The following is a 24,149-nucleotide window of genomic DNA, read 5'->3' as shown; positions in this document are numbered from 1 at the left end:
TAGAATAATGTATAATACGCAACCAATTTTTAATCAATTTCAAGTTAATAAGAGCGCTATGAACGATTTAGACCTTTACAGAAATATTGGTATCTTCGCCCACGTAGATGCCGGAAAAACTACCACTACCGAACGTATTCTTAAGCTTACCGGTAGAATCCACAAAATGGGTGAAGTTCACGAAGGTGAATCAACTACCGATTTCATGGCACAGGAGGCGGAGCGCGGGATTACCATCCAATCCGCAGCAGTAAGTTGCTTCTGGAAAGGCCATCGTTTCAATATCATCGACACCCCAGGACACGTCGACTTCACTGTAGAAGTCTATCGCTCCCTCAAGGTACTCGATGGTGGTATCGGCGTATTCTGTGGTTCTGGCGGCGTTGAGCCTCAGTCAGAAACCAACTGGCGCTATGCGAACAATTCAAAAGTATCTCGTTTGATTTTCGTCAACAAGCTTGACCGTATCGGCGCGAACTTCTTGAAAGTAACTGAGCAAATCAAAAAAGTATTGGGTGCACATCCTTTAATTATGACGTTGCCCATTGGCTTTGAAGACAGTTTCGTAGGGGTTGTCGATTTATTAACCCGTAAAGCGTACGTTTGGGATGAAACTGGCCAGCCAGAAAATTACAAAGTTACTGACGTGCCAGCCGATATGCTTGACGACGTTGAAATGTATCGCGCGCAATTAATCGAGACGGCACTTGAAATGGATGATGAGTTGCTGATGGCTTATCTGGAAGGAGAAGAGCCTTCAATAGAAGACATCAAGCGTTGTATTCGTAAAGGTACCCTTGAATTAGCCTTCTTCCCAACTTATTGCGGTTCTGCCTTTAAAAACAAAGGGATGCAGTTATTACTGGATGCAGTGGTTGACTATTTGCCTGCTCCCCATGAAGTAAATCCACAACCTTTGACCAATGCTGAAGGTGAGCCAAACGGACAATTCGCTATCGTTTCTCCTGATGAACCATTCCGTGCATTGGCCTTTAAAATCATGGATGACCGTTTTGGTGCTCTAACGTTCATACGTATCTACTCAGGAAAACTGAATAAGGGCGATACCATCCTTAACTCATTTACCGGTAAAACAGAACGTGTCGGCCGTATGGTTGAGATGCAGGCGAATGAGCGTAATGAATTGCAAAGTGCTGAAGCAGGCGACATTATCGCTATCGTAGGTATGAAAAACGTTCGCACCGGCCATACACTTTGTGATCCTAACCACGAGTGTACGCTGGAAGCAATGGTTTTCCCTGAGCCAGTTATCTCTATTGCTGTTGCGCCAAAGGATAAAGGTGCAACCGAGAAAATGGCTATTGCGATTGGCAAAATGGTTGCAGAAGATCCAACGTTTAGAGTAGAAACGGATGAAGATTCAGGTGAAACCATCCTTCGTGGTATGGGTGAATTACATCTTGATATTAAAGTTGATATTCTTAAACGGACGTACGATGTTGAGTTAATAGTAGGCCAGCCTCAGGTTGCTTACCGCGAAACCATAACCAAGTCGATTCAAGACAGCTATACCCACAAGAAACAATCTGGTGGTGCTGGTCAATACGGTAAGATTGACTACACGATTGAACCAGGTGAGCCAAACTCTGGATTCACTTTCATGACATCCGTTGTGGGTGGGAACGTTCCTAAAGAGTTCTTCCCGGCAATTGAGAAAGGGTTCCGCTCAATGATGAACACAGGTACGTTAGCAGGGTTCCCTGTATTGGATGTGGTTGTGAACCTCACTGATGGTGGTTTCCATGCGGTTGACTCCTCGGCAATTGCGTTTGAAATTGCGGCCAAAGGCGCTTTTCGTCAATCTATACCAAAAGCAGGCCCACAATTGCTGGAACCCATCATGAAAGTGGACGTTTACAGCACAGAAGAAGATGTAGGTAACGTGATTGGCGATTTGAACCGTCGTCGCGGTATGATCTCTGGCCAAGAACCCAGCGCAGCTGGCGTACGCGTTAAGGCCGATGTTCCACTTTCAGAAATGTTTGGTTACATCAGTACATTACGCACGCTTACCTCTGGTCGCGGCCAATTCTCAATGGAATTCTCTCACTATGCTCCTTGTCCAAACAATGTAGCTGAAGCAGTGATTGCCAAAGAGAAGGAAAAGAAAGCCGCTAAGTAAGCGGTTAGCAACGCTAAAAAAAGCTCCGTCAGTTTGTTCTGATGGAGCTTTTAAATGTTCGAATCAATGAAGGATGGAATGAGACTTTAAAGACAATTCTGTTACTAAAGGACTTGCTTCATTCTTTCTCGTTTTTCTCCAACTTATGACCATCCAGATATCGCTCACTACGCTCTTTCTCTTGTTTCTCTAACTGCTTTTCGTTTTTTGTCCTTCCGAATTTAATGCGATTTTCAGAGGCTTTTTTTTCTTTTTCCAAACGAATTTTAGCCTTCCTTTTTTTATTAAGATTAATGATCTCTACCATAATATTCTCTTTAATAGACGTTATTTAGGAAATATAGCGCATTGAACCATGAAACAAAATCGGGTTGGGCTGCTTCAATGTGTACTCCTGATCGAAATTAAAAGCCTTGTGCTTGACCTATCGGTTTGGGTTTAGAGAATAAAAACATTGGCTGCCTGATGCATCATGAAGCGCAACTCACTGTTACCTAACTCGATATAAGATCCTTTTTTAAGTAGGGATGTAAATTAGGAATTCGAGGGATCGATTTTCTTGTGTTGTTCGTCCGTTTCATCAATTAACGTTTGAAATTTTTTTCGCCAAAAATTATTTCGATTCTCGGAGCCCATTTCCTTTTCAGTGGTTTTTTTTCTCTCTTCCCAACCTTTTTGCCATTGCTCATCTTTCCAGAATGGTTCGACTGTTTCGAATTGATAACCGTTATCTGAGCTAACCAGACGAACAAATTTAAATGTTTGCCCAGCAACTTTAGTCATTTCTTCACCAAACTCATGAGCAAGTTTATAGCATCGTCGAAGTTCAGTAAGCGTTACTCCCTTGTCAGAAGGATCATCGGCTCTCTCGAATATTCTGGACTTATCGTATCGGTTATTATCCAAACCAACAACGAATATTAAAGGAACCAAAGGCTCCCCTTTTTGCTGTCGCTTATAATTCTCCAGTAATAAATCGTTAATTATGAACTTAAAATGGTTGTACAGATTGCTGTAAGAATGGCCACTGTTAGCCATTACATCATTTTTGTTTTCATAATCATCCGAGTTGTATGCTTTGATGCTTCCATCACGATTTATTGCTTCATAAAGCTGTTGGTAATTGTAAAAGTTGAAGCCATAAATAACGGCTTCCTTACTATTACCACAAAGCGCCTTGACCGCCTCGATGTCTATTTTCATTTCTGTGTGATCTGTATTTGAACTAATACAAGTATAGACTAGCAGGCCATAACCTGGTTGTGTAACTCATTGAAGTCCCTGAGGTGGTCTGGGCGGGTGCTCTCCCAACCTCATAGCCTGTAAATAACAGATAGACTAGAGGACGTGTTCCTTGAGCAGGCAAACGGAGTATGCTGTTGTTTTGATAAAGAGTTTCTCTTGGCTTTTGGAACAAGCCCCTTGCTTATTGATCAGGTGACTTTCGTTTTAAAACAAGGCGTCGTGTGAGGAAGAAACCAATAAGGATACCTGCGAAATTGATCCAGTAAAACGGCCATGAAAAAATTCCAAGCCCCACCATGTTAGGACCAGGACAAATTCCCGTCATTCCCCAGCCCACGCCAAAAGCTGCTGCGCCAAGAATCAGTTGCCAGTCAATTTTTTCCCTGGTCGGCAATTCATAGCACTTGTTTAGCAAAGGCTTGGCTAGCCATTTACGCAGCTGGAATAAAAGAAAGGTAACCAATAAAGCGGTAAGGAACGTGATATATAAATTGATTTTGAATGTTTCAGCGCCAATTCTTAAGCCGGAAATAATAATGTCGGGACTATACATGCCGGTTAAAATTAAACCCAAACCAAATATCAGGCCGGCGACTAATGAAATAATGGATTTCATCGTTTAATCTCCTTAGTGGGTTAACCAGGCCGTGATGATTGCAACAGGAAAGAAAATACTTACAGCAACGATAGAGCGTTTGCGTAAGAGTGATATGCCGCATAGCCCATGTCCGCTTGTACAGCCATTGCCAAGATAAGTACCCCCGCCAACCAATATACCGCCAAGAATTAATATCCAGGGCGTCGTTTTAAAAATAGTTGTGGGGTTGGGAACAACCTGAATAAAGTTAAAGAGGACGCCACTTAAAAATAATCCCAGAATAAATAAGCTATTGTCGATATTAGGGCGATAAGTTGCAAAATCCAGGGAGCGAAAGAGTATGCCGCTACAACCAAGAATTTTGCCTTGGATCAATAGCATCATTCCCGCAGCAAGTCCAAGAAGAACTCCTCCTAAAACAACGTGCATTTCAACTATCATTATGACTATTCCTTTCTAGCGGGATGACTTCTTATGATCGCACCGCGCAGGGCTGCATTGGTCAATCGACAGACTCACTCTGCCACGATTAATCAATGGTAATTGCAATAAAATAGTATACAATTATTGCGAAATTATAGTAGCCCTGCAAAGGGCAATGATTTCACACCATTTCTGTTCGAAACTAGGTAAAATCGAGAAATTATTTCACCTTGGAATTTTATTCTGGAAAGAAAATAATGTTTGAAATATCGTTAAAAAATCCATTACGTACAATTCTAGTATTTGGCTTGTGGATTTGTATGCCAAAGGTATTCGGACAAGTATTCACTCTCGGGGAGATCTCTGAAAGTCTTACGCAGAATTTTGAAGGCTTGGAACGAGTGATTGGCTCGGGAGCTTACATTGCAGGATTGGCCTTTTCAGTCTGTGCGATTATGAAATTTAAACAACATAAAGATAATCCAACGCGGATTCCCATTAGCACACCCATTTCATTAGTTTTTATCGGTTCAGCACTGTTATTTCTACCCAGCCTATTGGAACTCATCGAAGCAACCATGTTTGAAGCAGCTCAATACTGACCTGGGTTACCGTTAGTTTATTGAAGAAGCTGGGCGGTATGTCAGGGGTAGGGTTTCCATGGAAAACCTGCCCCTGATGTTGCATGATAGTCAACAATTACACCGGCGGTCGGAGTAGGGAATAGTGTGAGCCAGGTTAATCTTTAAAATCGGTATTATTATAATTATTTTCTTCTATTCTTCTTTGAGCTTCTCTCCAGTCATCCCATTCACCGGACCCGCCTGAAACTTTTTTAAGTTCCTTTTTAAGGATCTTTTTGTCAGCTTTAGGGGCGGTTTTAGAGCTTTTGCGCAATTTTTTCATCAGTCAAACCTCACTTCATTACATCTTATTTAAGCTTAGTCTGAAGTTCTTTTTTTTACCAATTTTGTTTCATTTTGCAACAAGCAAAGTCAATATGGCTATGCCCGGAATCCTGATTGTTGAATACAAAATGCAAGTTCGAGCCTTCAAATTAACTCCGGTAATATCGTATCAAGCCAGGAGTCGCCTCTAAAATTATTAATATAACCGACATGGCCGCCATGGCGAGTGATATAGAGTTTTAAGAGTGGATTGATATTGTTAAGCTCATTAAAACCACGAATTGGAATGACTGGATCGTCCTCTGCGGTTAATATCGTCATTGGAACAGTCACCGCTTTAAGCTTTTCGGGTGAAAAATGATACTCAGCGAAGTAAGCATCAATGTCTTTAAATTCAGAATAGTTTACTAATAATTTTTCTGTCATTTGCCAGGAATTTTTTTGTAATAAAATGCTACTAAAATCATATAGGTCGGGGAAGCAGCGTTGTTTTTCTAGCAAGGCTTTTTTCCATCGGGCAATAAAGTAACGTCGATATAGGTTGGAATTATCAATGGCTCTCGTCACTTGTTCTGGATTAACGGAGGGACAAATAGCGATGATCCGTTTTAAATTGGCTATTTTCTGTGATTCAAAACTGTCTCTCCAACCAATCCTTAAAGCAAAACTTCCACCCATAGAAAAGCCAATTAAGGTAGTGGGTAATCCCGAATAATTGGCTGTAATTTGTTTTACTGCCTGAAACACTTCTTCTAGCCGAGCACCATGAAATAGACCTTTATTGAGTGCAGGAGTAGCGCCGTGATCACGCAGGTTGAGACGAAATAGTTCATAGCCTTGTTGATAGAGCTGTTCGCCTCTGCCTAACATATAGGTGGACTGAGCACAGCCGAGCCAACCATGAAGAAGAATAATCAGGCCTTTTGCCGGCTGGTTAGGCTGTGGTGAAAAGAGCCCTGTCAAATGGACCGGTTCATCCGTTTTAACGGTTAACGCTACAGCCCTTTCATTCCGAACCATCGATCCGGTAACCGGGTTTTTTTTGGAGCTCAATATCGTTTGAAGGTGTTTATTTTTGATATAAAACTGAGGCTCGAAGTTTAAAAGTGACATGATCGTTCGCAATTCTTTACATCGTCAGGCATTAATTATAACAAATCTTGATGGATCCGAGCATTCCCCTTCTCATTTAGTCCGCGTTGCTCTATTGATCAACTATAAAGGGGGCGCCTCTTTTGACTCAGCAGTCAGCAGAATTAAGAGGAAAAATTCCATCGCACCCCTAGTTTAATCTGTTCCAGGGTTGGATTAAATGCGTTACGAAGGGTGGTATAGGGATTATGATTGGTATCTCTTACAAAGGACTGGTTTGAGAAATCCTGCAGCGAATTCCAGTCCCATTCAAGGCGGGCGATGAGCCTGCTAATAAGAGGTATTTCCACTCCAAGCCCCAGTTGAAGACCCTGGCAGTTTTTATCAGATGAAAAGTTGCCTGCAAAAGCGCCCATATTACCTGTCTGTTGTATACCACCACTTAGTTGAATATTGCTGACTATCCAGCCGATTCGACCATAGAAGAGAGCCTGCTTATAGAGGTAGATACCTGGCCGAGCGGCAAAACCATACTGCCAACGCTGGCGGAATTTTCCATGGAGTTGGCGTGTATAAAGAGTATTCGAATCAATAAACGCGATATTCCCGGAATTGGAACTAACATTATAAAAGCCTTCTCCGCCCAAAAAAAAGCGGCTGGCCAAACTACTTCCATAGCCTATATAGAGTTCGCCACCAAATCCTGAGCCACTCCAATCGAAGCGATCTTGATCAATAAACAATAATCCGGGGCTGGTTTCAACGCGCTTGAAGTCATAACTGGAGGTGTCTTTTATCGCTGAAATACCCAGGTAAAAACCTTGGCTATCCTGGGCATGGGTTGCGGCAGAAAAGCTGATGGAAAACCCCAGAAAGCAGCCTAAGAATAGGTTTAATTTAATAAAATGAGACATTCTTTCCCTAACCATCCATTCATCCTTTGCGATCAAAACCATGTAAGCCATAAGCGGTATGGCAGTGACACGCGCCCAGTGTATCGTGATAGTTTATGGGCTTGCAAGACTATCATCATGCGAGTGTGAAGCGGCCGCTAACACCACCTCGCATTTGAATGATGACCTTAATAAGAGAATTGTTCATCGGGTCTTAAGGTAAGTATCTCGTGTCCATGATCGGTTACGAGAATAGTATGTTCCCACTGTGCAGATAATTTGTGATCTTTGGTGACAACAGTCCAACCATCGCCTAAAGTTTTGATTTCTTTACGACCCAAATTGAGCATGGGTTCTATAGTAAATGTCATGCCAGCCTGTAATTGTAATCCGGTATTTGGTTTGCCAACATGCATCACATGGGGGTCTTCCCACATTGATCGGCCAATTCCATGCCCTCCAAACTCCCGTACTACCGAATAGCCCTGCTGTTCTGCATGGGTTTGGATTATGCTGCCTATATCGCCAAGATACGTTCCAGGACGGACTATCGAAATCGCTTTATAGAGGCATTCCTGGGTAACTTCTACTAATTTTTTAGCAAACGGCTTTACATTGCCCACAAGAAACATTTTGCTTGTATCCCCAATGTAACCGTTTTTTTGTACAGTCACATCGATATTAATGATATCGCCATTTTTAAGTTTTTTATCGGAAGGTATACCATGGCAGACCACATGATTTATGGACGTACAAATGCATGCTGGAAACCCATAATGGTTTAGCGTTGAAGGAGTGGCTCTTAAATCCTCAAGAATATATTGGCGACAAATTCGCTCAAGCTCATTGGTGCTTGTACCTTCAGTCACATAAGGTCCTATCATATGAAGTACAGAGGCAGCCAAATTACCGACAACTCGCATTTTTTCTATTTCTTCAGAAGTCTTCACTAACATCGCGTATTTCACCAGATGAGGCTTGATTAATTAAAATTTTGAGAATTTCAGAATAAGTAATTGATGGGTTTTCTTCTGCCATTTTTCCTATCCTAATCCAGTATTCAGCCTGAGAATTGATGGAACGACTCATTGCTCTTGCCATCACTTTCGTTGCTTCGTGCAACTCATCAGAAATTTTTACTATGCCCATATTTTCTCCAAAAAACCAATAATATAATATTTTACTATATAATGCTACATTTTGAAATAAAGTAGATGGCTGCGAGGAATAATGGAATGAAACAGCAAAGGGAGTTTTTATGCGATAAAAATGAGAACGGAAAGCTTTTTTTCCTTTTTTATCAAACAATAAGCGTGTGAATATGTACTATAATTAATCATAAATTAATGGTATAAACATTAACATAATGAAAATTCAATCATTTCAATACATTCAAAACCAAGGATGGAGTATTGAGAAATTCCCTGAGCTGGATTCTACAAATACCCTGATTTTAGTGTTTGCCAGCCCAGCATTTAGAACGAACACAAAACCCATTCAGGAACTGGCACAAGCCTATAAAAAATCAAAAATCATTGGCTGTTCAACAGCAGGGGAAATTTTTGGACCTGATATTTTTGATAATAGTATTGCCGTCGCTGTCGCTCAATTTGAGTCTACAACGCTTCAGTTGGCAAAAGCGGAGGTTAAAAACGCTGAAGAATCTTTGGGGGCAGGTGCCCAATTGGCTAAATCCCTACACCAAAATCAGAATCCCAAAGGTATATTTGTTTTATCGGATGGGTTAAATGTTAACGGATCTGAATTAATCAAAGGATTAAATAAAAATTCTGCAAAGGAAGTGACTATTACTGGTGGCCTGGCAGGAGATGGCGCAGACTTTAAAAATACCTGGATTATTTACGATGGAAAAATTATAGATCATTGCATCGTAGCAGTCGGGTTGTATGGCGACCAAATTCATGTGGGGCATGGCTCGCGAGGAGGCTGGGATATTTTTGGCCCAGAGAGAATGATTACCCGCTCGAAAGGAAATATTCTCTATGAACTGGACAATCAGCCTGCTTTAAAACTCTATAAAACCTATCTTGGTGACAGAGCGTCTGAATTACCAGCTGCTGGTTTGCTTTATCCACTCGCTATCCGTAACCCTTCTGATCCGGATTCCCAACATATTGTGCGCACGATCTTGGGGATTGACGAAACATCTCAATCGCTAACTTTTGCGGGTGATTTGCCTCAGGGGTACTATGCCCAACTAATGCGTGCCAATTTTGACAGGCTTATTGAAAGTGCTAACGAAGCCGGCGAAGCTGCAAATAAGATTCTTTTTAAAAATAATGGGTTAAATCAAAAACCTGTTTTAGCAATTGATATTAGTTGTGTAGGGAGACGGTTGCTGTTAGGTGGGCGAGCAGAAGAAGAAACAGAAACCACTTTCCAATCAATACTCGATGGATCAATTCAAATTGGCTTTTATTCTTATGGCGAGCTTTCCCCACTGACAGTGGGAAACTGTGAATTACATAACCAAACCATGACCATTACAACGTTACTTGAAAGCTCATAAAAACAAGGGATCCTTCTAATAATATGGAAATACACCGGCTGTTACAGCGTCAGCTGAACAAATTCAATATTAAACCTGATGAATTACCACAGGACGTCGAAAAATGGATGGAATTTATCTTACAGATTAATAAAACTTACTTCGAAAACGACCAGGATCGATATTTACTGGAACGCTCTATTGATATTTCTTCTAAAGAAATGCGGGACATTAATGCCAAATTGGAATATGCCCAGGACATCGCCAAAATGGGTTACTGGCATTATGACAAGGATACCGATATAACCACTTGGTCAAAAGGACTTTTTAAAATTCTGGAGATACCTCCAGGTAATACCGCGCTTAGCTATACTGAATTTTTAGAGCTGGTGCATCCAAATGACAAGGCGCGGTTAAAGAATATGATCGAAAAGGCCCTGAAACAAAAAGTTGATTATGATTATGAGTTGAGGGTGAAAAGCAAAGACAATCACTACAAATGGTACAGAACCATAGGCAAAGCAACTCCTGAAAAAAATGGAATATCCGGGGTGTTAATGGATATAACCAAAAGAAAAATAATCGAAGAGCAAGTTCATGAGCTCAATAATAAACTGTTAGCAACGGCTCGTCTTGCTGGAATGTCCGACGTAGCCACATCAATTCTTCATAATGTGGGCAATCTATTAAACAGCGTCAATGTGTCTACTGTCATTCTAAAGAAAAACGTCGCCAAGGATTATTACAAAAAAATCTCGGCTGTCAAAACGATGCTGGATGAAAATATTAGTCGCTTAAGTGACTATTTATTGAATGACCCTAAAGGCAAATTGATTATTCCTTATTTAGATGCCTTGTCAAAAGCGCTCTATGAAGACTATGAAGAGAATATAAAAGAAGCCAACACCCTTGAAAACAATATTAGTCATATCAATGAAATTATCGCCATGCAGCAATCACTCAGTGGGCTATCCAATTTAACAGAAAAAATTTCAATACCGGATTTGATTCGTAACGCTGTAAAATCAGTCATACTGGAAAAGCATCAAATTGATGTTCAAATTGAGATTGCCCCGGAAATTAGTGATTTTGTAACAGATAAATCCAAGCTATTTCAAATCCTAACTAATTTACTTACTAATGCAAAAGATTCTGTTTTATTACAGGAGGTTAATGATGCCAGGGAAATTGTTGTCTCAGTCACCAGAACCCAGGATAACCATCTTAAGATTAAAGTATCAGATAATGGGATTGGCATTGATAAAAGCAATTTAGATAGAATTTTCTCTTTTGGATTTACAACCAAGAAAACGGGTCACGGTTTCGGGCTTCATTGTTCTGCAATTTATGCGCGAGATCTGGGGGGGACACTCAATGCTGAAAGTAACGGTGCCGGAAAAGGAGCACAATTTATCCTGGAACTGCCCGCTAACGAGGAAAATGTGGCGCGAGGTCGACTATGAATACGTCCTCCTTTCGCATTCTGGTGATCGATGACAATCCGGCAATTCATCGTGATTTTATGAAAATATTAAATGTTAGCAAAAGCTCCACATTATTAAATAAATTTGATGAGGAATTATTTGATAATGAGACCCAACATCCGGGATTATCCTTACCCGAGTTTGAAATCGATGTGGCAAGTCAAGGTATTGAAGGGATAGAGAAAGTAAAGCGTTCACTCGAAGAGGGCAGGCCATATCCCCTTGCTTTTATTGATATAAGAATGCCTCCTGGCATTGACGGTATTGAAACCATTAAACGTATTTGGGCTATTGATCCTCAAATGCAAATTGTTATTTGTAGCGCCTACTCCGATTACTCCTGGGAAGAAACAGTCAATGCCTTAGGCTTAAGTGATAATTTATTGGTACTGAAAAAACCATTTGATGTGATTGCGGTAAGACAATTAGCCAGTGCTTTAACTCAAAAATGGGTATTGGCGAAGGAAACGCAAAAACACACTGAGTTTTTAAATCAATTAGTGGATGAGCGAACAGAGTCTTTACAACAATCATTCTCCTTATTACGAGCAACCATTGAATCCTCTTCGGATGGTATTTTGGTTGTCGATTTACAGGGAAAAATCGTTGATTACAACATGCAATTCGTCAAATTATGGCACATAGCTGAATCCAGCATGAAGAAGGCAAATGAGTCTAAATTAATTAAAGACATGTCAACACAGCTTTTAAATTCAGACCAGCACGCGCTTCAAGTTAAACAATTTTCTATCCATATCGATGATTCCAGTATTCAGACTTATTATTTTAAAAACGGCAATGTTGTTGAGTGTTGTTCCAAACCTCATCGCCTTGGTTCTCAAACAGTAGGACGGGTATGGAGCTTTAGGGATATCACTGAACAAGCAAAATTAAAGGAAAAACTGGAGTATCAAGCGACTCATGATGCATTAACCAGACTACCCAATCGATTATTACTAATTGACCGTATTGAACATATCATAAGTAGTCATGCGCGTTATAAAAAGAAATTCGCTGTATTATTTTTTGATTTGGATCGGTTTAAAATGATCAATGACAGCTTAAGTCATGACGCCGGTGATCAGTTACTTTGTGCGGTTGCTGAACGATTACGATCCTTGGCTCGTAAAGAAGATACGCTATCCAGGTTAGGCGGTGATGAATTTGTAATGATTTTCCCATCCCTTGGTTCTGAAGAGCAAATGGTTACTGTGGCTCAAAAGATTCTTAAATCCTTTTTAAAGCCCTTCCATGTCACTGGTAAAAACATCAATGTTTATGCCAGTATCGGTATCAGTGTCTATCCAACGGATGGTAAAACGGTCAACACCTTATTAAGTAATGCGGATATGGCGATGTACCATGCAAAATTCCTTGGCGGCAACCAATTCTCATTTTATACAGATAAGCTTAATAAACAAACAAGCCTGCAATTTCAACAAGAGTTGGATTTGCAGAAAGCAATTATCAATCATGAGTTTTTTCTTCTTTACCAACCTCAATTTGAGATCAATACCCGGCAGATTCGTTCTATGGAAGCATTAATTCGGTGGAGTCATCCTAAAAAGGGAATTATCTTACCGTTGGATTTTATCCCCACTGCTGAGAGTTCAGGGCTTATTGTGCCGATTGGGGAGTGGGTATTGCGAGAAACTTGCCGACAAATCAGAGAGTGGCGCAAAAAAGGGCTGCCCGAAATTCCCGTTGCATGTAACGTGGCAAGCAAACAGCTAAGGCAACCCAATTTCGTCGCAACTGTACAACGTATTTTACAAGAATACTCCATAGAGCCGCAGTATTTAGAAATAGAAATCACTGAAAACGTTATTATTGATAGAGAAATACAAAAAATCATTAAAAAACTCAAATCGATGGGAGTACACATTATCTTGGATGATTTCGGGACAGGAAATTCCAGTTTGAATCTCTTAAAACAAGTGGCTGTTGATAGCCTAAAAATAGATCAGTCTTTCATTCAGAATATTTCAAAATCCCCAGGAGACGAAGCTATCATTGATGCCATTATAGCCATTGCTCAAAGTATGAATTTTAATATCATTGCGGAAGGGGTAGAAACACAAAACCAAGTCCAGTTTCTCAAGAAAAGGCAATGCCATGACATTCAGGGTTTTCTAATGAGCAAACCACTCTCCTCTGAAGAAGCCGGAAGGCTTCTTAGACATAAAAACGCCTAGCGCGTAAGTGCGGGACGATTCCTCCCTGTGAGCTATCCCACTCAAATTGATAGCATTTTGCTAGCGCGACCCTATCTATATCAATGGCAATAATCTAAAATTTACCCGCGCAGTAACGGTCAATAGTCAGAAAGTATTCTGTAGAGTCAGTTAGGGAGAAACGAGTGAAAAAAATTGCTTTGTTCATTTTAGCGTTCAGTAGTAGTCTGAATTTTGCGGGAACGATGGGGCCTGTTTGTAACCCGGATAATGTAACCGTTCCTTGCCCATCCACTGCTTGGGATTTGGGAGTTCAGGCCCTTTACCTCAAACCCACTTATAGTGGAAATCAATATCATTACAATTTTCTAGGGTATTCTACTTCTGGAGATACTATTAATTTCAATAAAAGAAACAACGATTGGAACTGGGCGTTTAGATTAGAGGGGTCCTACCATTTTGGAACTGGCGCCGATATCAATGTTAATTGGGTTCATTTTGATCATGAATTCACAACACCAGCCATTAGCTATGTGAGTTTGATTTCTGGCAATACGTTAAATTTTGCCTATGATAAAATCGCTCTTCACTGGAACGCTGTCAATGCTGAATTTGGACAACATGCCAATTTTGGTCTATTTAAAGACATTCGCTTTCATGCCGGCGTGCAGTATGCCTATTTAAAACGTGGCAATTTTGCTCCCTTATCAATTTTTAATCCTAATACGGGGGTAACTACACCTACGTATAATCGGTTTGATCAAAAATTCAGTGGAGCTGGTCCTCGTTTAGGCATGGATTTAACCTATAATTTTACAAACGCTTTCGCAGTGTATGGAAAATTTGCTGGTGCGCTGATCATCGGTGACAGTGAAACCAATGACACATCCGGCGTTCCGCCCGTGTCCTATGCTTCTACTTTAGAAGTGATACCGGAACTTGAGGCGAAGTTAGGTTTAACCTATACCCACAATTTATCTCGAGGTACTCTGATTGCCGATGCAGGCTACATGGTGGTTAATTATTTTAGTGTTTTTGACTTGCCTCAACTGACTGCCTCTGCAACCAATTTGGCATTTCAAGGTCCTTATGCCGGTCTTAAATGGATTGGAAATCTGGCCTAATTAATCCTTTTGCCACTAAACAAAAAAGCAACGAGCCTGCCTGACCAGACCAGCTCGTTGCCCCTCGGCCTGGATATCACCTTGATCATCCTTTCGCGCGACTAAAGCGGTTCCGTTTCAACAACCCTTTTTTAACTGCATAGCTGACTGTTTTATTATGTTTTTTTTCACGCTTATTCCAAAAAAGGATTCTGGCTGGAAAATATTTCGTTTTCCGTTTTAAGTACATTATGTTCAAATATTGCTCTGTTGATGCGCATTTTTGATTCCTTGCACGATCAAAAATGAATTTGAACCTAAAGACGAGAAATTGAGATGAAAGAGAAGATTAAGGAAATAAAGGAGTCGTTTAATAGAATCCAGGCTATACGCTCAGAAATAGTTGATGTCATGATTAGCGATGAAAATTTTGTTCGATTTGCGAGTAATTATAAAGAGATAGAATGCTTGGTTTCACTGTTTCCCGAGCATAAAGAAGCGTTGTATAAACGTGTCGTCCAAACGAATCATTTTGCACGTTTAACCACGGATATCGACAGTGTAGTCGAGTTTGTTAAGATTTTCCCTGAGCATAAGGAAGATTTCTTTAAGTTGATTTTTAATCCTGATCATTCTACCCGCTTGATATCTCACTATATTAATCTGAGAACATTGACTATCTATTTTCCCGAATATAAAGAAGCGATGTATCAATGGATCACCCGTCTCGATAATTTTACCCGTTTGGTAGATAACTCAATTATTCTTCAGGGATTAACAACGGATTTTCCTGAGCACCAACAAGAGATCGGGGAACTGTTACTACAGCCCCGCCATTTTATGCGCATTGTATCGAGTGAAGCACTCCGAAGTGAGTTTATGCAACATCCTATGATTCAAGCTTATACACGAGGAGCAGCGATTGGTTTCTTTAGCCGTCGTAATGAAGGGGAACTGTTACCCCCTGAGCTGGCAGACTATGTAGGATCATTTTTGGATAGGAAATCGGGAGGCCGACTTGCTCAAACGAGACGAAGTGCGGCAAGGGAGGCTAGTCTGGCAGAGGCGGCAGCGGCACCAAAACTAGATGAAGAGAATACTGCTACTCCTGGTCCTCACTAGATCGACCAATCGGTCTGGTATTGCTTGGATAGGACCTAACCAATTAACTACGCACAGACGATAGTTAACCGGTTGTGCTACGGTTTGAGTTTATACTGGGCAACTTATTGGAGGCTGGACTAAGGCTTCCAATTCTTTTTTCAATGTTCCCACACGACTATTATAATTCCAGAAGGTAAGTTGACCACATTGAGTGTAATTGTGAACTACACCCGCCGCATATCCAACAAATAGCAGGCATACTGCAGTCAGCGCTTCCTGAACAAGAAGACGCAGGAGACTGCTTCTTTGATAAAGATTTTCTCTTGGTTTTGCAAGCGTTCCGGAGCAATCCTGTTGAAAACGATTAAGCTTATAGTCCATATTGGTTAAATAATTATTGATAGTTCCCCTTAATGTTTTGACCAAATCGTCACCCTCTTGCCGTGCCTCTCCCTTAAGAGTGTTTACTTCGCCTTCTATTCGACCAAATAGTTGCACGACTGTTGCAATTTGCTGGACACGCTGTAATAAATTATCTTCTACTTGATTGGCTCGATCTAACTTGGACTGTAAGTCTCTGTTTTTGTCTCTTAACTCTTCTATGAGTTTTAAATCTTCGGCCTTATCTTTTGAAACTAAAGCTTTTAGAGCTTCCCACTCAGTTCTTAAGTAAAGTTGAGGAATGTTGGCGAGCAAGTTAGTCGCCTCTAGCAGGCACAACCTAAACTGCGCTATTCTCTCTGCCGTAATGGCGGGTAATACATGCCAACTTTTGCTCATATCCTCAGGCGACGGTTCGGTCATTGATCTTAATGAATTCCCACAATGTTGCAATTTCTCGATAAAATCCGATAACTCCTGTTCATTTTCTTTTTTGAAGAGCTCGGCATAAGTAATAAAAAAATTTTCAACCAGACTCAATTTCTGCAAAGTAAGAAGTTGTTCTTCCTGTAATTCTTCAAATTCTTTGTCCAGAAAAAATTGCTGGCAATTTTTCTCTACGCCTTGATTTTCCTCAAGCTGTTTTGCTAACAACTCCTTAAAATCTGAAATTGCCTTTTTGTAGGGGGCAGGAAGTGGAAGGTCGAGTAATTTTTGGATGCAGCTTTCTAATCCTTGATAATTGGCAATACCTTCTTGAAATTCCCTGATTAATTTTAACAATGTATTTTGAAGGTCTTTTACTAAATTTTTCTGCGCTGAATCCAGAAAAACATCAGAAAAGGTTTGGAAATAGCGGCGAAAATCAACAGCAAGATAATTGCTGTATTTTCTGGGCGTTTTCGTTGCTGAAACAGGTGATCCTATCAAAATATGGAATAAACGATCCTGATTGGCCTGGTTCATTTCCTCCAACATTTTTTTAATCTCTAACCAATTCTCATTGGTTAATTTCACCTGCATGGCGCCATATTTGTCCGGCGGGAAGCAGTGGTCTTCTACCAGGCACTTCACTTGCAGAACCGGATCACTAAAATACAAAGAACCGGCCGCAGTATAGGTATCAGAGGCACCGGTTAGGGAATGTCCCTGCCCATACTGATCCGTTCCCCATTGCTCCTGTTCAGCGTCCTGCTTTTTTTGATGAAATAACTCCCAAAGAGACGCAACAGGGGCTGTTTGTTCAAGTCCCAGCATTAATAACTGTTGGGCGTCATTTCGATGGATATAAAAATGGCCGCTGTAACCATTACTCCTAATGGTCTTGCCCACTTCGTTGGTTTGGCCATTCCCTCCCATGGCGATATTGATTCCAAAATCACAATAGCTTTTCAATACGGAGGGAAGTTGCCCTTTCATACCGAGAAGGAATCCTTTACCTTCTATGATCAAGCCATCGCCATTCCTTGATGCATCATGAGTCGCAGAGCGTGCAACGCAATCGGGATTTAGAGTGTCGGGGATCAAGCGTAACAGTTCGTCGCGCTGCCCTGGACTTAATTCATGGTAATCAATGACAATCCGACTACCATGTGAAAGATAATCTGCAATAGAAAAAGAGGTATGGGGTCTCTGTAACACCGTGGTGGAAAAATCTCTTACCAGAAATTCACCTTTGGCAACACAGCTCATTAAAAGGCGCGCTGCAGCGGTAGCGGCATCTTTATTAAAAAAGAACGTATTAGCCCACTTCCGTGCGACCCGTCCTTTATCTTTGTGCCGGCTTGATGAAAGAATTTCTTTTTTTATTTTTTCTGTCTTGGGCATAGAAGTGACTTTAAATAATTTTTTAATACTTTAACTGATAAAACGTAAAAACATTAAGCAAACTTAATAATTTATCGCAGCCTGGTACTATTTTCTTTGCTTCTCAATCAAATGGGTTGCCCGTTCCAGATTTTGAGCCTGGCTATTAAAATTTTTAAATGCTTCTGACTCAATTAACGCAATTTCATAATTTTTAATGCAGCAAACACTAATCATTGCTTTCTTAAATGCAAAATCAAAAACATGGCCTCCTGTCCTATGAGTTCGATCTAAAAAATGCATATGATGTCCTGGAATATTTATTGCTGCCATGTAGGAAGGAAAGAAAAACCCGCAGATCAACCCCTTTACCTGCCTATAAGAAAAATTGACTTGCACCCCCGGCATCGTTTCTGTAAGAGGCCTAAAAGGCTTTGGTTGACAAGACTCTGTCCGACACTCCATTTTATCCATCAAGCATTCAAAACGATAAGCATAAATGTAATTGAGTGAGGGGGCTTGTTTGTCAAATTCAGCTGAAAAATGCTCGAAACTTTTAATATCTTCCAGGGAAAATTGATGTGTTTCTTCAAAGTCCACTACCCAGGCAAAGGGGGATTTTTGCTGCGGATCGACAGGCCGAGCGATGCCATCTTCAATGATCCGATAAAATTCACCGTCCGATCCAATTAATTCCCCATGGACATCGTCAAAAGTACCTATGCCCATAGTTCCTTTTTTCATGATTTGAGCGAGGCTGTGATCCCCTTCATAGACTTTATCAAGAAAGCCACAAAGCACTCCTACCTGAAACAAGGTTTTATTCGAACAGATCATAAGAGCACCTCCCTTTGCAACAGCCCGAATTGTCGACGTTTTTTATAAGAAACCCTATAGAGTTAACCGTATCCTACATCAGGACTCGTTATAATTGGTAGTCCAACTCGGCAGACTTTTCGTCAGGGCCACTGATTAGACGTTAGGGTATATGTCCTCCTAACTGCTTGTCTTGAGAAGCCTCTAAATCGTTTTGCTTGTAATCGGTTACAATCGCATGATAACCATGCGCGACTGACTCTTTAGACGCGAGTTTGGAGTTTTCTGTTATTTTTTCTAAATCACGTTGGGTTAGAAAAATGCAATTTTTATCTTTACCCTGAGGGGTTTTCATTTGACCAGGGAAGGTGTGACTATGAATGCCTTGCTCTGCTAATTTCTTTGCAAACGCCTGCGCCTCTTCCGTACTATTGAATCTTATTTTAATGGCTTGAGGATCGTGTTTTACGGTGGGGGTCGATTTGCCAATATTATCAACGACGGTCATTTGGCTTTGTGTATTTAAATCGCCCATGACACTTTTTATGGCGTGGCTTGTCAATAAATGGGTGGCCTCAATTTTAGTTTTATCACTTGTAGAAGAGGCAAGATAATGGTCAAAAATTGTTTTTCCACCTGATACCATAGGAATTTTTTGTTGATGTAAGGCATCCTTCAGTCCACTCCAGCCGGCATTCTCAATCGAAACGGGAATTGGGGAAAAAGTCATGCCTGATGCATGTGATGGAGCTCCCTGGTTAATCGTTGGATGAGCAGAATGCATTTTTCGATTTAGTTGTGTAAATCGGGCATCATCGCTTGTTGGGGTTTGGCTAGCCTGTCCGTTTATTGTCGCGGGAACTACCAAACCGCCGCCCAACTGCGATGTGTCAACGGTCAGATGGTCTGGGCTTAGGCCACGCTGGGCGGCTGCTTGTTTACGAGTCTGTATCAGTGTTTTTTGAAAACCAGATTTGAATTGGTGCTCTGCATTGTCATAACTTGTTTTTGCAGAAGGATTACTTTTTATCGATTGTAATGAAGGTATCCTGTCGGCAACATTAACCTGGCCACTTGCAACCATGTTTGCAAAGGCGGTCTGTGTATTTCCTAAAATATTTGTCCCACTCCCATCAGGACCTGTCCCCCAGTTTTTTTCAACTCGTTTAGCAGTACTGGTATCTTCAATGATAACAGCAGCCCCTTGCCCATCGTTAAATCCCTTGCCTATCTCAATGGCTTTATGGATAGAATTCCTAAATGTTGAAGATTGTGCATATTTTGTTGCATTGATTTGCATTTGGATAGCCACTTTATCTCTATCCCATTCAGGGGAAGCCTGTCCGGCAGGAAATTGATAGCGCAATTCTTCAGCTGGAATTTTTTTATTCAAATCTAAAATATCACCGGGGCTCTGAGTATTCTCCCAGATTCGACGGTGCTCTTGCTTGGCGGCAGGTGTCAGTTTTTGGAAATGCAGGTAATGTTCAGAGGTGCGGAAATGGACGGGCCCAATATCAGGATCATGAAAATCATACCCGTTACCATCATTATCCTCGAAATTACTCAAGGCATAATTTTCATTCCCCTTTGTGTAACCTGAAACACAAGTATTGTCCCTGTTCTGGGGATGGCCATTATTTAAATGCAACTGACCGCCCATCGCACTCCACCTCTACAAAGCAATAGTTAAAGTATAGACAAAACAAAACACAAGCAATTCAAATAGTAACCAATACGTGTTCGATACCCTGTATTCAGGACACCGCTATTTCGGGCGAATACTTAATTCATTTCAAAATTATAGCGTTTTGTGCAATTATCTAATTCGCTAGTACGACCCTCATTACAATTTAATTTAAAGTCTAGACCACTCAGTGCAAAACATAGGATAGCAATGAAATTGATAAACAAATTAGTCTTTATAGCGTTAAGTACTCTCTCTGTAACAGGTATGGCATCAACAACCAGTTTATATGAAAAACTATACAGGCTGGCTGAAAAAATGTATTACATTGAATATTCATTAAGCCCTGAACAACGAAAAATGACCGATGACTTAGCCAATCAAATTGAGGCAGTGATCAGTCTACCTAATGATACAACCTGTGGTATTAAATCGGAGGTATTTCAAGAGGCCTATAAATGGTCTTATAGTTCTGATGGCTTAAATGACATCTCCTCGGAAGCAGAAAAATTTGCCAGCCTGATAACCAGTAAGACCTGTCCTGCAGCCTACTTTAAGGTCTTTAAGCTTGCCTATAAATTTGCCTATGCCTATAACGGGATGAATAAAACCAAATTTGAAGCAAAAAAAACAGCCATGATGCTTAGTGATTATGAAGCTTCAAAATTTTACGCAAAAAATTCATTACAATGTTATATCGATAATTATACGTTTGCTTACTCAAGCAGCGGCATGAATAAAACCCGCTCTGGAGCCGAGGGTTTTGCTAACACGCAGTGTTTGGATTAAGTATTCGAGGCGAATACGGTTAGTGGATAAGTTAAACAATAGACAGTTTCATTAGGAGAGGAGGTCATACAATGAGAAGAATGATTCAATTTAAAGGGGATAAACTTGATGTATTGTTGGAATCTGTTGGCGGCGCTTTACTGACGTTTGAGCCTCTTTTCTCAGTAACAGTCACTGGAGAAAAAGTTAGTTTACAGTTATCGCCTATAGCGAAAGGGTATTATGAACTTCCTAATTTATCAGTAAAAGAACAAATATCTTATCTTTTAACCTGTTTAACACGCGCTGAGATCGATGAACAAACTGATATGCACAAGGTTGTCAATGCGTTTATTGATCACTCACTAGAGAAATCAACCGATCTCATTATTTTTACCAGGACAGGGTATCGCGCAGATGCAGAACCTGTCGATGAATATCAGACCGCACTCACTACTACTTGATTCCTCATCCGCTAAGTCATAGAGGAGGAACAGTGGTGTTGCTTTTCTGACAATAGCTCAGGCTTCAAAAAAAAATTCCGCATTACCCACTGTAATGCGGAATGCCGCAGGCCTTCTTTAGAGTATTGTACAGCAGGCACTCTTGGCTTGTTGAGTTGGTTTGTCTTGCTCTTTGGCATGATGCCAAAAAGACTGAACGTTTGCAGACAATTTAGGCGAGGCAGATTTTTGCGGGATAACCTCCTTTTCTACTTCAAAATTACTCAACAGAGGCTGATTTGTCTCCTGAAGTGTATTAATCTCCCCAGGCAAATCAAACTCATTGGCCAAAGCGATCGCTTCTTCTTCCTCTTCCTCCTGTTCTTCGCGGTCAAAATCCATGGCACAACTGAGACTGCAATAAGCATCGAAAAGATCGTTTTCAGTAAAGGCTTCTGTATAACGGGATAAAGCATTCACAACGAAATTACGTGCCAGCGCATCATTCTGAAATTGCGTGTCCTCGATATCAAAAACTCCGCCAAAATCAATCGGCATTAAACCATATTGAGTATGCATAAAATTATCTGGTTTCGGATCGCCCATGACAAAACCTTTTGCATACATTTCTTTTAAACTAGTTTGTATTTGTTCCCAGTTTGGCTTTTTGCCGGTAAAAAATGGAAGAATTAATTGGTCATTATCAATAAAGGCATCGTGGACAGGAATACCCATTTTTTGAATGAAATGATTGAAATTCCGCATTTCAGATTCGGCAGTAGAGTAAAACTCATTTTCCCTGTATCGGCGAGACATGAATCTTTTTACCGCATATTGTTGGCCATCTTGTTCATTCAGATACAGGGATACTTCTCCGAAATTCCCCGCACCTAAGATTCTCTGAAATGTTAATTGGGCTAATCGTGGCATTTTCTTCTCCTAATCAAGTTAAACACCACGAATAATTGCAAAAAAATGGCTCATCCAGGTTTAATGGCGACCATTTTTAGGGTTTTTTGGGGCGTTTTACTAAATTGTTAGAGTCCCATGACTGACAAAATGATATTAACTTGAAAAAGGGGGAATCTATCCCTGGATTGCACGAGGGTGGGTAATCGGGCTGGTCAATATGCCTTATTTTTGTGCCATAAAATGGTCGTATATAGCACGACTGGCCAGCGCTATGGCTCGACTACGGGTGTAATTACTGACTGCCCGTGATTTAACATAAACGGCGATAGCGATATGTCCTTTATTGTTAGGTAAGGTAATAATTCCAACGTCACTGACAAAACGGAAAAGTTTGTTGGAGCCAGGATACCTGATATATTGCGGCTCATCGATTGCCCATGTCCCGGTTTTGTGAGCTACTTTTACATACGGAGGTAACAGGCCTCTTATTCTACTTCTACCTGTTCTGCATTTCTCCATGATATCCATAAGTACCTTAGTACTGGATTCTGAAAGGGCTTCATTTTTATATATTTTGACTAGCAATTTTGCCATTTCTGCAGGTGTTGTTGTATCCCGGGGATCCTTTTCAAAACGCTGCCAGGCCAACATTTTTTCTTTAAGAGGGGTCCTGTTAAATATTTTTTTCCAGGAATAGACACTACGGGGTTGCTTCAACGAAGGATGAACATGGTTGGTATCCATCATCATTTCAATAATGGAACGGTTTATCACAATATTCTTGAACCCCAGTGCATGCATACGCTTGGTGACATAGGCTGGTCCATTCACGGTTTGAAGCAGGGTATCGCTTGCGCTGTTATCACTATTGGCCATCATATATTTGAGTATTTGCTGGAGTGACATACGGATTTTTTTTCTTTCACAGAGATAATGTAACGTTCCAGAACCGGGGACAACATTGTTCAAGCCTAAGTTAACAACACGATTCAAGGAATCCTTCTTTTGATCAACAAGATGCAAAAAAGCGATGGCAATGGGTAATTTGATGGTACTTGCCATAAAAAAACGCTTGTTTCCATTATGGCCAATGACCTTATTTTTCTCGATATGAATGGCTGTAATACCGATTACAGCGTTCGATCTTTTCTCGATATCATAAATTTTTTTAACAAGTTGTGCTTCACTATTGGCAGCAAAACAATTCATTGAAAGTACTAAACAAAGGAATAAATTTAGTAATCTATTGATATATTTCAAGAATAATTTTCCTTTCATAAAGTGTTTCATTCCTTTTTCATTATTTAGTTATTCTTGCTGATTAGAAGTAAATTTTGGCTCATAGATAATATTACTTTGTTATCGCAATTAACTAAATATCTTTCAATATTAATCCAGCATTATCTTTATTTAAATAGCGCGTAAATTTTTGTCATTCACGCCTGGTATCGCAAATAATGTCCAAACTGTATAATTTTATTCTTTTTGGTGAATTTAAAGGGACAAGGTGTCGACTAATATTCCAGACAGGGAAGTACAAGTGACGCCAGTGGCAATAGCCAGGCATGTTCTTCTATAAAGAGCGATCAAGACAAGCGAGCTAAAAGACAAACCCAAACAGGAGGATGGACAATGTTTTGATAGCTGGTTTTGAGAGCGC

The 24,149-nt window shown here is 40.5% G+C and carries 23 protein-coding genes; 9 read left to right on the top strand and 14 right to left on the bottom strand.

Annotated elements, in window-relative coordinates; genetic code table 11:
- Nucleotides 1–58: 58 nt before the first annotated feature.
- A complete protein-coding gene (gene fusA / locus ACN4Z1_RS11085; RefSeq protein WP_419388146.1) occupies nt 59–2,143 on the top strand; it encodes an elongation factor G in 2,085 nt (694 codons plus the stop codon).
- A 118-nt stretch (nt 2,144–2,261) separates the two neighbouring features.
- Here the strand turns inward: fusA and ACN4Z1_RS11080 are convergent, their stop codons facing one another.
- The 4 genes from ACN4Z1_RS11080 to ACN4Z1_RS11065 all read right to left on the bottom strand — a co-directional run bounded on the left by ACN4Z1_RS11080 (nt 2,262) and on the right by ACN4Z1_RS11065 (nt 4,427).
- Nucleotides 2,262–2,450 (bottom strand): DUF4169 family protein, encoded by a 189-nt coding sequence (locus tag ACN4Z1_RS11080; protein ID WP_419386954.1) that lies wholly within the window; start codon nt 2,448–2,450, stop codon nt 2,262–2,264.
- 227 nt (nt 2,451–2,677) lie between these two features.
- Nucleotides 2,678–3,346: a hypothetical protein gene (locus ACN4Z1_RS11075; RefSeq protein ID WP_419388145.1), complete on the bottom strand. Its 669-nt coding sequence runs from the start codon at nt 3,344–3,346 to the stop codon at nt 2,678–2,680.
- Between the two features lie 223 nt (nt 3,347–3,569).
- Entirely contained in the window at nt 3,570–4,004 is a 435-nt protein-coding gene (locus ACN4Z1_RS11070) for a DUF6691 family protein (protein ID WP_419386956.1), read from the bottom strand.
- 12 nt (nt 4,005–4,016) lie between these two features.
- Entirely contained in the window at nt 4,017–4,427 is a 411-nt protein-coding gene (locus tag ACN4Z1_RS11065; protein WP_115222457.1) for a YeeE/YedE family protein, read from the bottom strand.
- Between the two features lie 302 nt (nt 4,428–4,729).
- On the opposite strand from ACN4Z1_RS11065, the gene ACN4Z1_RS11060 reads away from it, so the two are divergent.
- A complete protein-coding gene (locus tag ACN4Z1_RS11060; RefSeq protein ID WP_147285516.1) occupies nt 4,730–5,011 on the top strand; it encodes a hypothetical protein in 282 nt (93 codons plus the stop codon).
- 136 nt (nt 5,012–5,147) lie between these two features.
- Here the strand turns inward: ACN4Z1_RS11060 and ACN4Z1_RS11055 are convergent, their stop codons facing one another.
- The 5 genes from ACN4Z1_RS11055 to ACN4Z1_RS11035 form a co-directional block, all read right to left on the bottom strand.
- Nucleotides 5,148–5,315 carry a hypothetical protein gene (locus ACN4Z1_RS11055; RefSeq protein ID WP_228363091.1) on the bottom strand — a complete coding sequence of 56 codons (168 nt, stop codon included), beginning with the start codon at nt 5,313–5,315 and terminating at the stop codon, nt 5,148–5,150.
- 146 nt (nt 5,316–5,461) lie between these two features.
- Complete coding sequence (locus ACN4Z1_RS11050; RefSeq protein ID WP_419388144.1) at nt 5,462–6,430, bottom strand: YheT family hydrolase; 969 nt, start codon at nt 6,428–6,430, stop codon at nt 5,462–5,464.
- Nucleotides 6,431–6,573: 143 nt separating this feature from the next.
- Nucleotides 6,574–7,338 carry an outer membrane protein gene (locus ACN4Z1_RS11045; RefSeq protein ID WP_419388143.1) on the bottom strand — a complete coding sequence of 255 codons (765 nt, stop codon included), beginning with the start codon at nt 7,336–7,338 and terminating at the stop codon, nt 6,574–6,576.
- 152 nt (nt 7,339–7,490) lie between these two features.
- On the bottom strand, nt 7,491–8,258 hold the full coding sequence (gene map / locus ACN4Z1_RS11040; RefSeq protein WP_228363088.1) for a type I methionyl aminopeptidase: 768 nt from the start codon (nt 8,256–8,258) through the stop codon (nt 7,491–7,493).
- The gene (locus ACN4Z1_RS11035; protein ID WP_058446274.1) at nt 8,239–8,451 is read right to left on the bottom strand and encodes a ParD-like family protein; all 213 of its coding nucleotides are present in this window, start codon (nt 8,449–8,451) and stop codon (nt 8,239–8,241) included. Before ACN4Z1_RS11035 ends, map begins: the two co-directional genes overlap by 20 nt.
- 217 nt (nt 8,452–8,668) lie before the next feature.
- Between ACN4Z1_RS11035 and ACN4Z1_RS11030 the strand changes: the two genes are divergently transcribed.
- The 5 genes from ACN4Z1_RS11030 (at nt 8,669) to ACN4Z1_RS11010 (ending at nt 15,694) form a co-directional block, all read left to right on the top strand.
- The gene (locus tag ACN4Z1_RS11030) at nt 8,669–9,832 is read left to right on the top strand and encodes an FIST signal transduction protein (protein ID WP_228363086.1); all 1,164 of its coding nucleotides are present in this window, start codon (nt 8,669–8,671) and stop codon (nt 9,830–9,832) included.
- A gap of 23 nt (nt 9,833–9,855) precedes the next feature.
- Nucleotides 9,856–11,274: an ATP-binding protein gene (locus tag ACN4Z1_RS11025; RefSeq protein WP_419388142.1), complete on the top strand. Its 1,419-nt coding sequence runs from the start codon at nt 9,856–9,858 to the stop codon at nt 11,272–11,274.
- Complete coding sequence (locus ACN4Z1_RS11020; protein ID WP_419388141.1) at nt 11,271–13,490, top strand: EAL domain-containing protein; 2,220 nt, start codon at nt 11,271–11,273, stop codon at nt 13,488–13,490. The genes ACN4Z1_RS11025 and ACN4Z1_RS11020 overlap by 4 nt, the downstream gene beginning before the upstream one ends.
- Before the next feature lie 224 nt (nt 13,491–13,714).
- Entirely contained in the window at nt 13,715–14,593 is an 879-nt protein-coding gene (locus tag ACN4Z1_RS11015; RefSeq protein WP_419388164.1) for an Lpg1974 family pore-forming outer membrane protein, read from the top strand.
- Nucleotides 14,594–14,908: 315 nt separating this feature from the next.
- Nucleotides 14,909–15,694: a hypothetical protein gene (locus ACN4Z1_RS11010; RefSeq protein ID WP_228363082.1), complete on the top strand. Its 786-nt coding sequence runs from the start codon at nt 14,909–14,911 to the stop codon at nt 15,692–15,694.
- A 90-nt stretch (nt 15,695–15,784) separates the two neighbouring features.
- On the opposite strand, the gene ACN4Z1_RS11005 is transcribed toward ACN4Z1_RS11010, so the two are convergent.
- The 3 genes from ACN4Z1_RS11005 to ACN4Z1_RS10995 form a co-directional block, all read right to left on the bottom strand.
- Nucleotides 15,785–17,884, bottom strand: coding sequence for a hypothetical protein (locus ACN4Z1_RS11005; RefSeq protein ID WP_228363081.1), 2,100 nt, complete (start codon nt 17,882–17,884; stop codon nt 15,785–15,787).
- A gap of 87 nt (nt 17,885–17,971) precedes the next feature.
- Complete coding sequence (locus ACN4Z1_RS11000) at nt 17,972–18,700, bottom strand: acetolactate decarboxylase (RefSeq protein ID WP_228363080.1); 729 nt, start codon at nt 18,698–18,700, stop codon at nt 17,972–17,974.
- A gap of 142 nt (nt 18,701–18,842) precedes the next feature.
- Entirely contained in the window at nt 18,843–20,342 is a 1,500-nt protein-coding gene (locus ACN4Z1_RS10995; RefSeq protein WP_228363079.1) for a hypothetical protein, read from the bottom strand.
- A 234-nt stretch (nt 20,343–20,576) separates the two neighbouring features.
- Between ACN4Z1_RS10995 and ACN4Z1_RS10990 the strand changes: the two genes are divergently transcribed.
- Entirely contained in the window at nt 20,577–21,155 is a 579-nt protein-coding gene (locus ACN4Z1_RS10990) for a hypothetical protein (RefSeq protein ID WP_115222444.1), read from the top strand.
- Nucleotides 21,156–21,226: 71 nt separating this feature from the next.
- Nucleotides 21,227–21,598 carry a hypothetical protein gene (locus ACN4Z1_RS10985; RefSeq protein WP_228363078.1) on the top strand — a complete coding sequence of 124 codons (372 nt, stop codon included), beginning with the start codon at nt 21,227–21,229 and terminating at the stop codon, nt 21,596–21,598.
- 117 nt (nt 21,599–21,715) lie between these two features.
- Here the strand turns inward: ACN4Z1_RS10985 and ACN4Z1_RS10980 are convergent, their stop codons facing one another.
- Together ACN4Z1_RS10980 and bla are read right to left on the bottom strand one after the other, a co-directional pair.
- Nucleotides 21,716–22,507 carry a hypothetical protein gene (locus tag ACN4Z1_RS10980; RefSeq protein ID WP_228363077.1) on the bottom strand — a complete coding sequence of 264 codons (792 nt, stop codon included), beginning with the start codon at nt 22,505–22,507 and terminating at the stop codon, nt 21,716–21,718.
- Nucleotides 22,508–22,711: 204 nt separating this feature from the next.
- Nucleotides 22,712–23,779, bottom strand: a complete 1,068-nt coding sequence (gene bla / locus ACN4Z1_RS10975) for a class A beta-lactamase (protein WP_228363076.1) — start codon at nt 23,777–23,779, stop codon at nt 22,712–22,714.
- Between the last annotated feature and the right edge of the window lie 370 nt (nt 23,780–24,149).

The organism is Legionella sp. ST3F1 (genome assembly GCF_048553315.1).
Lineage (GTDB): Bacteria > Pseudomonadota > Gammaproteobacteria > Legionellales > Legionellaceae > Tatlockia > Tatlockia donaldsonii.
Note: the sequence above shows the minus strand (reverse complement) of the source record. Positions and strands in the feature narration are given on the sequence as shown.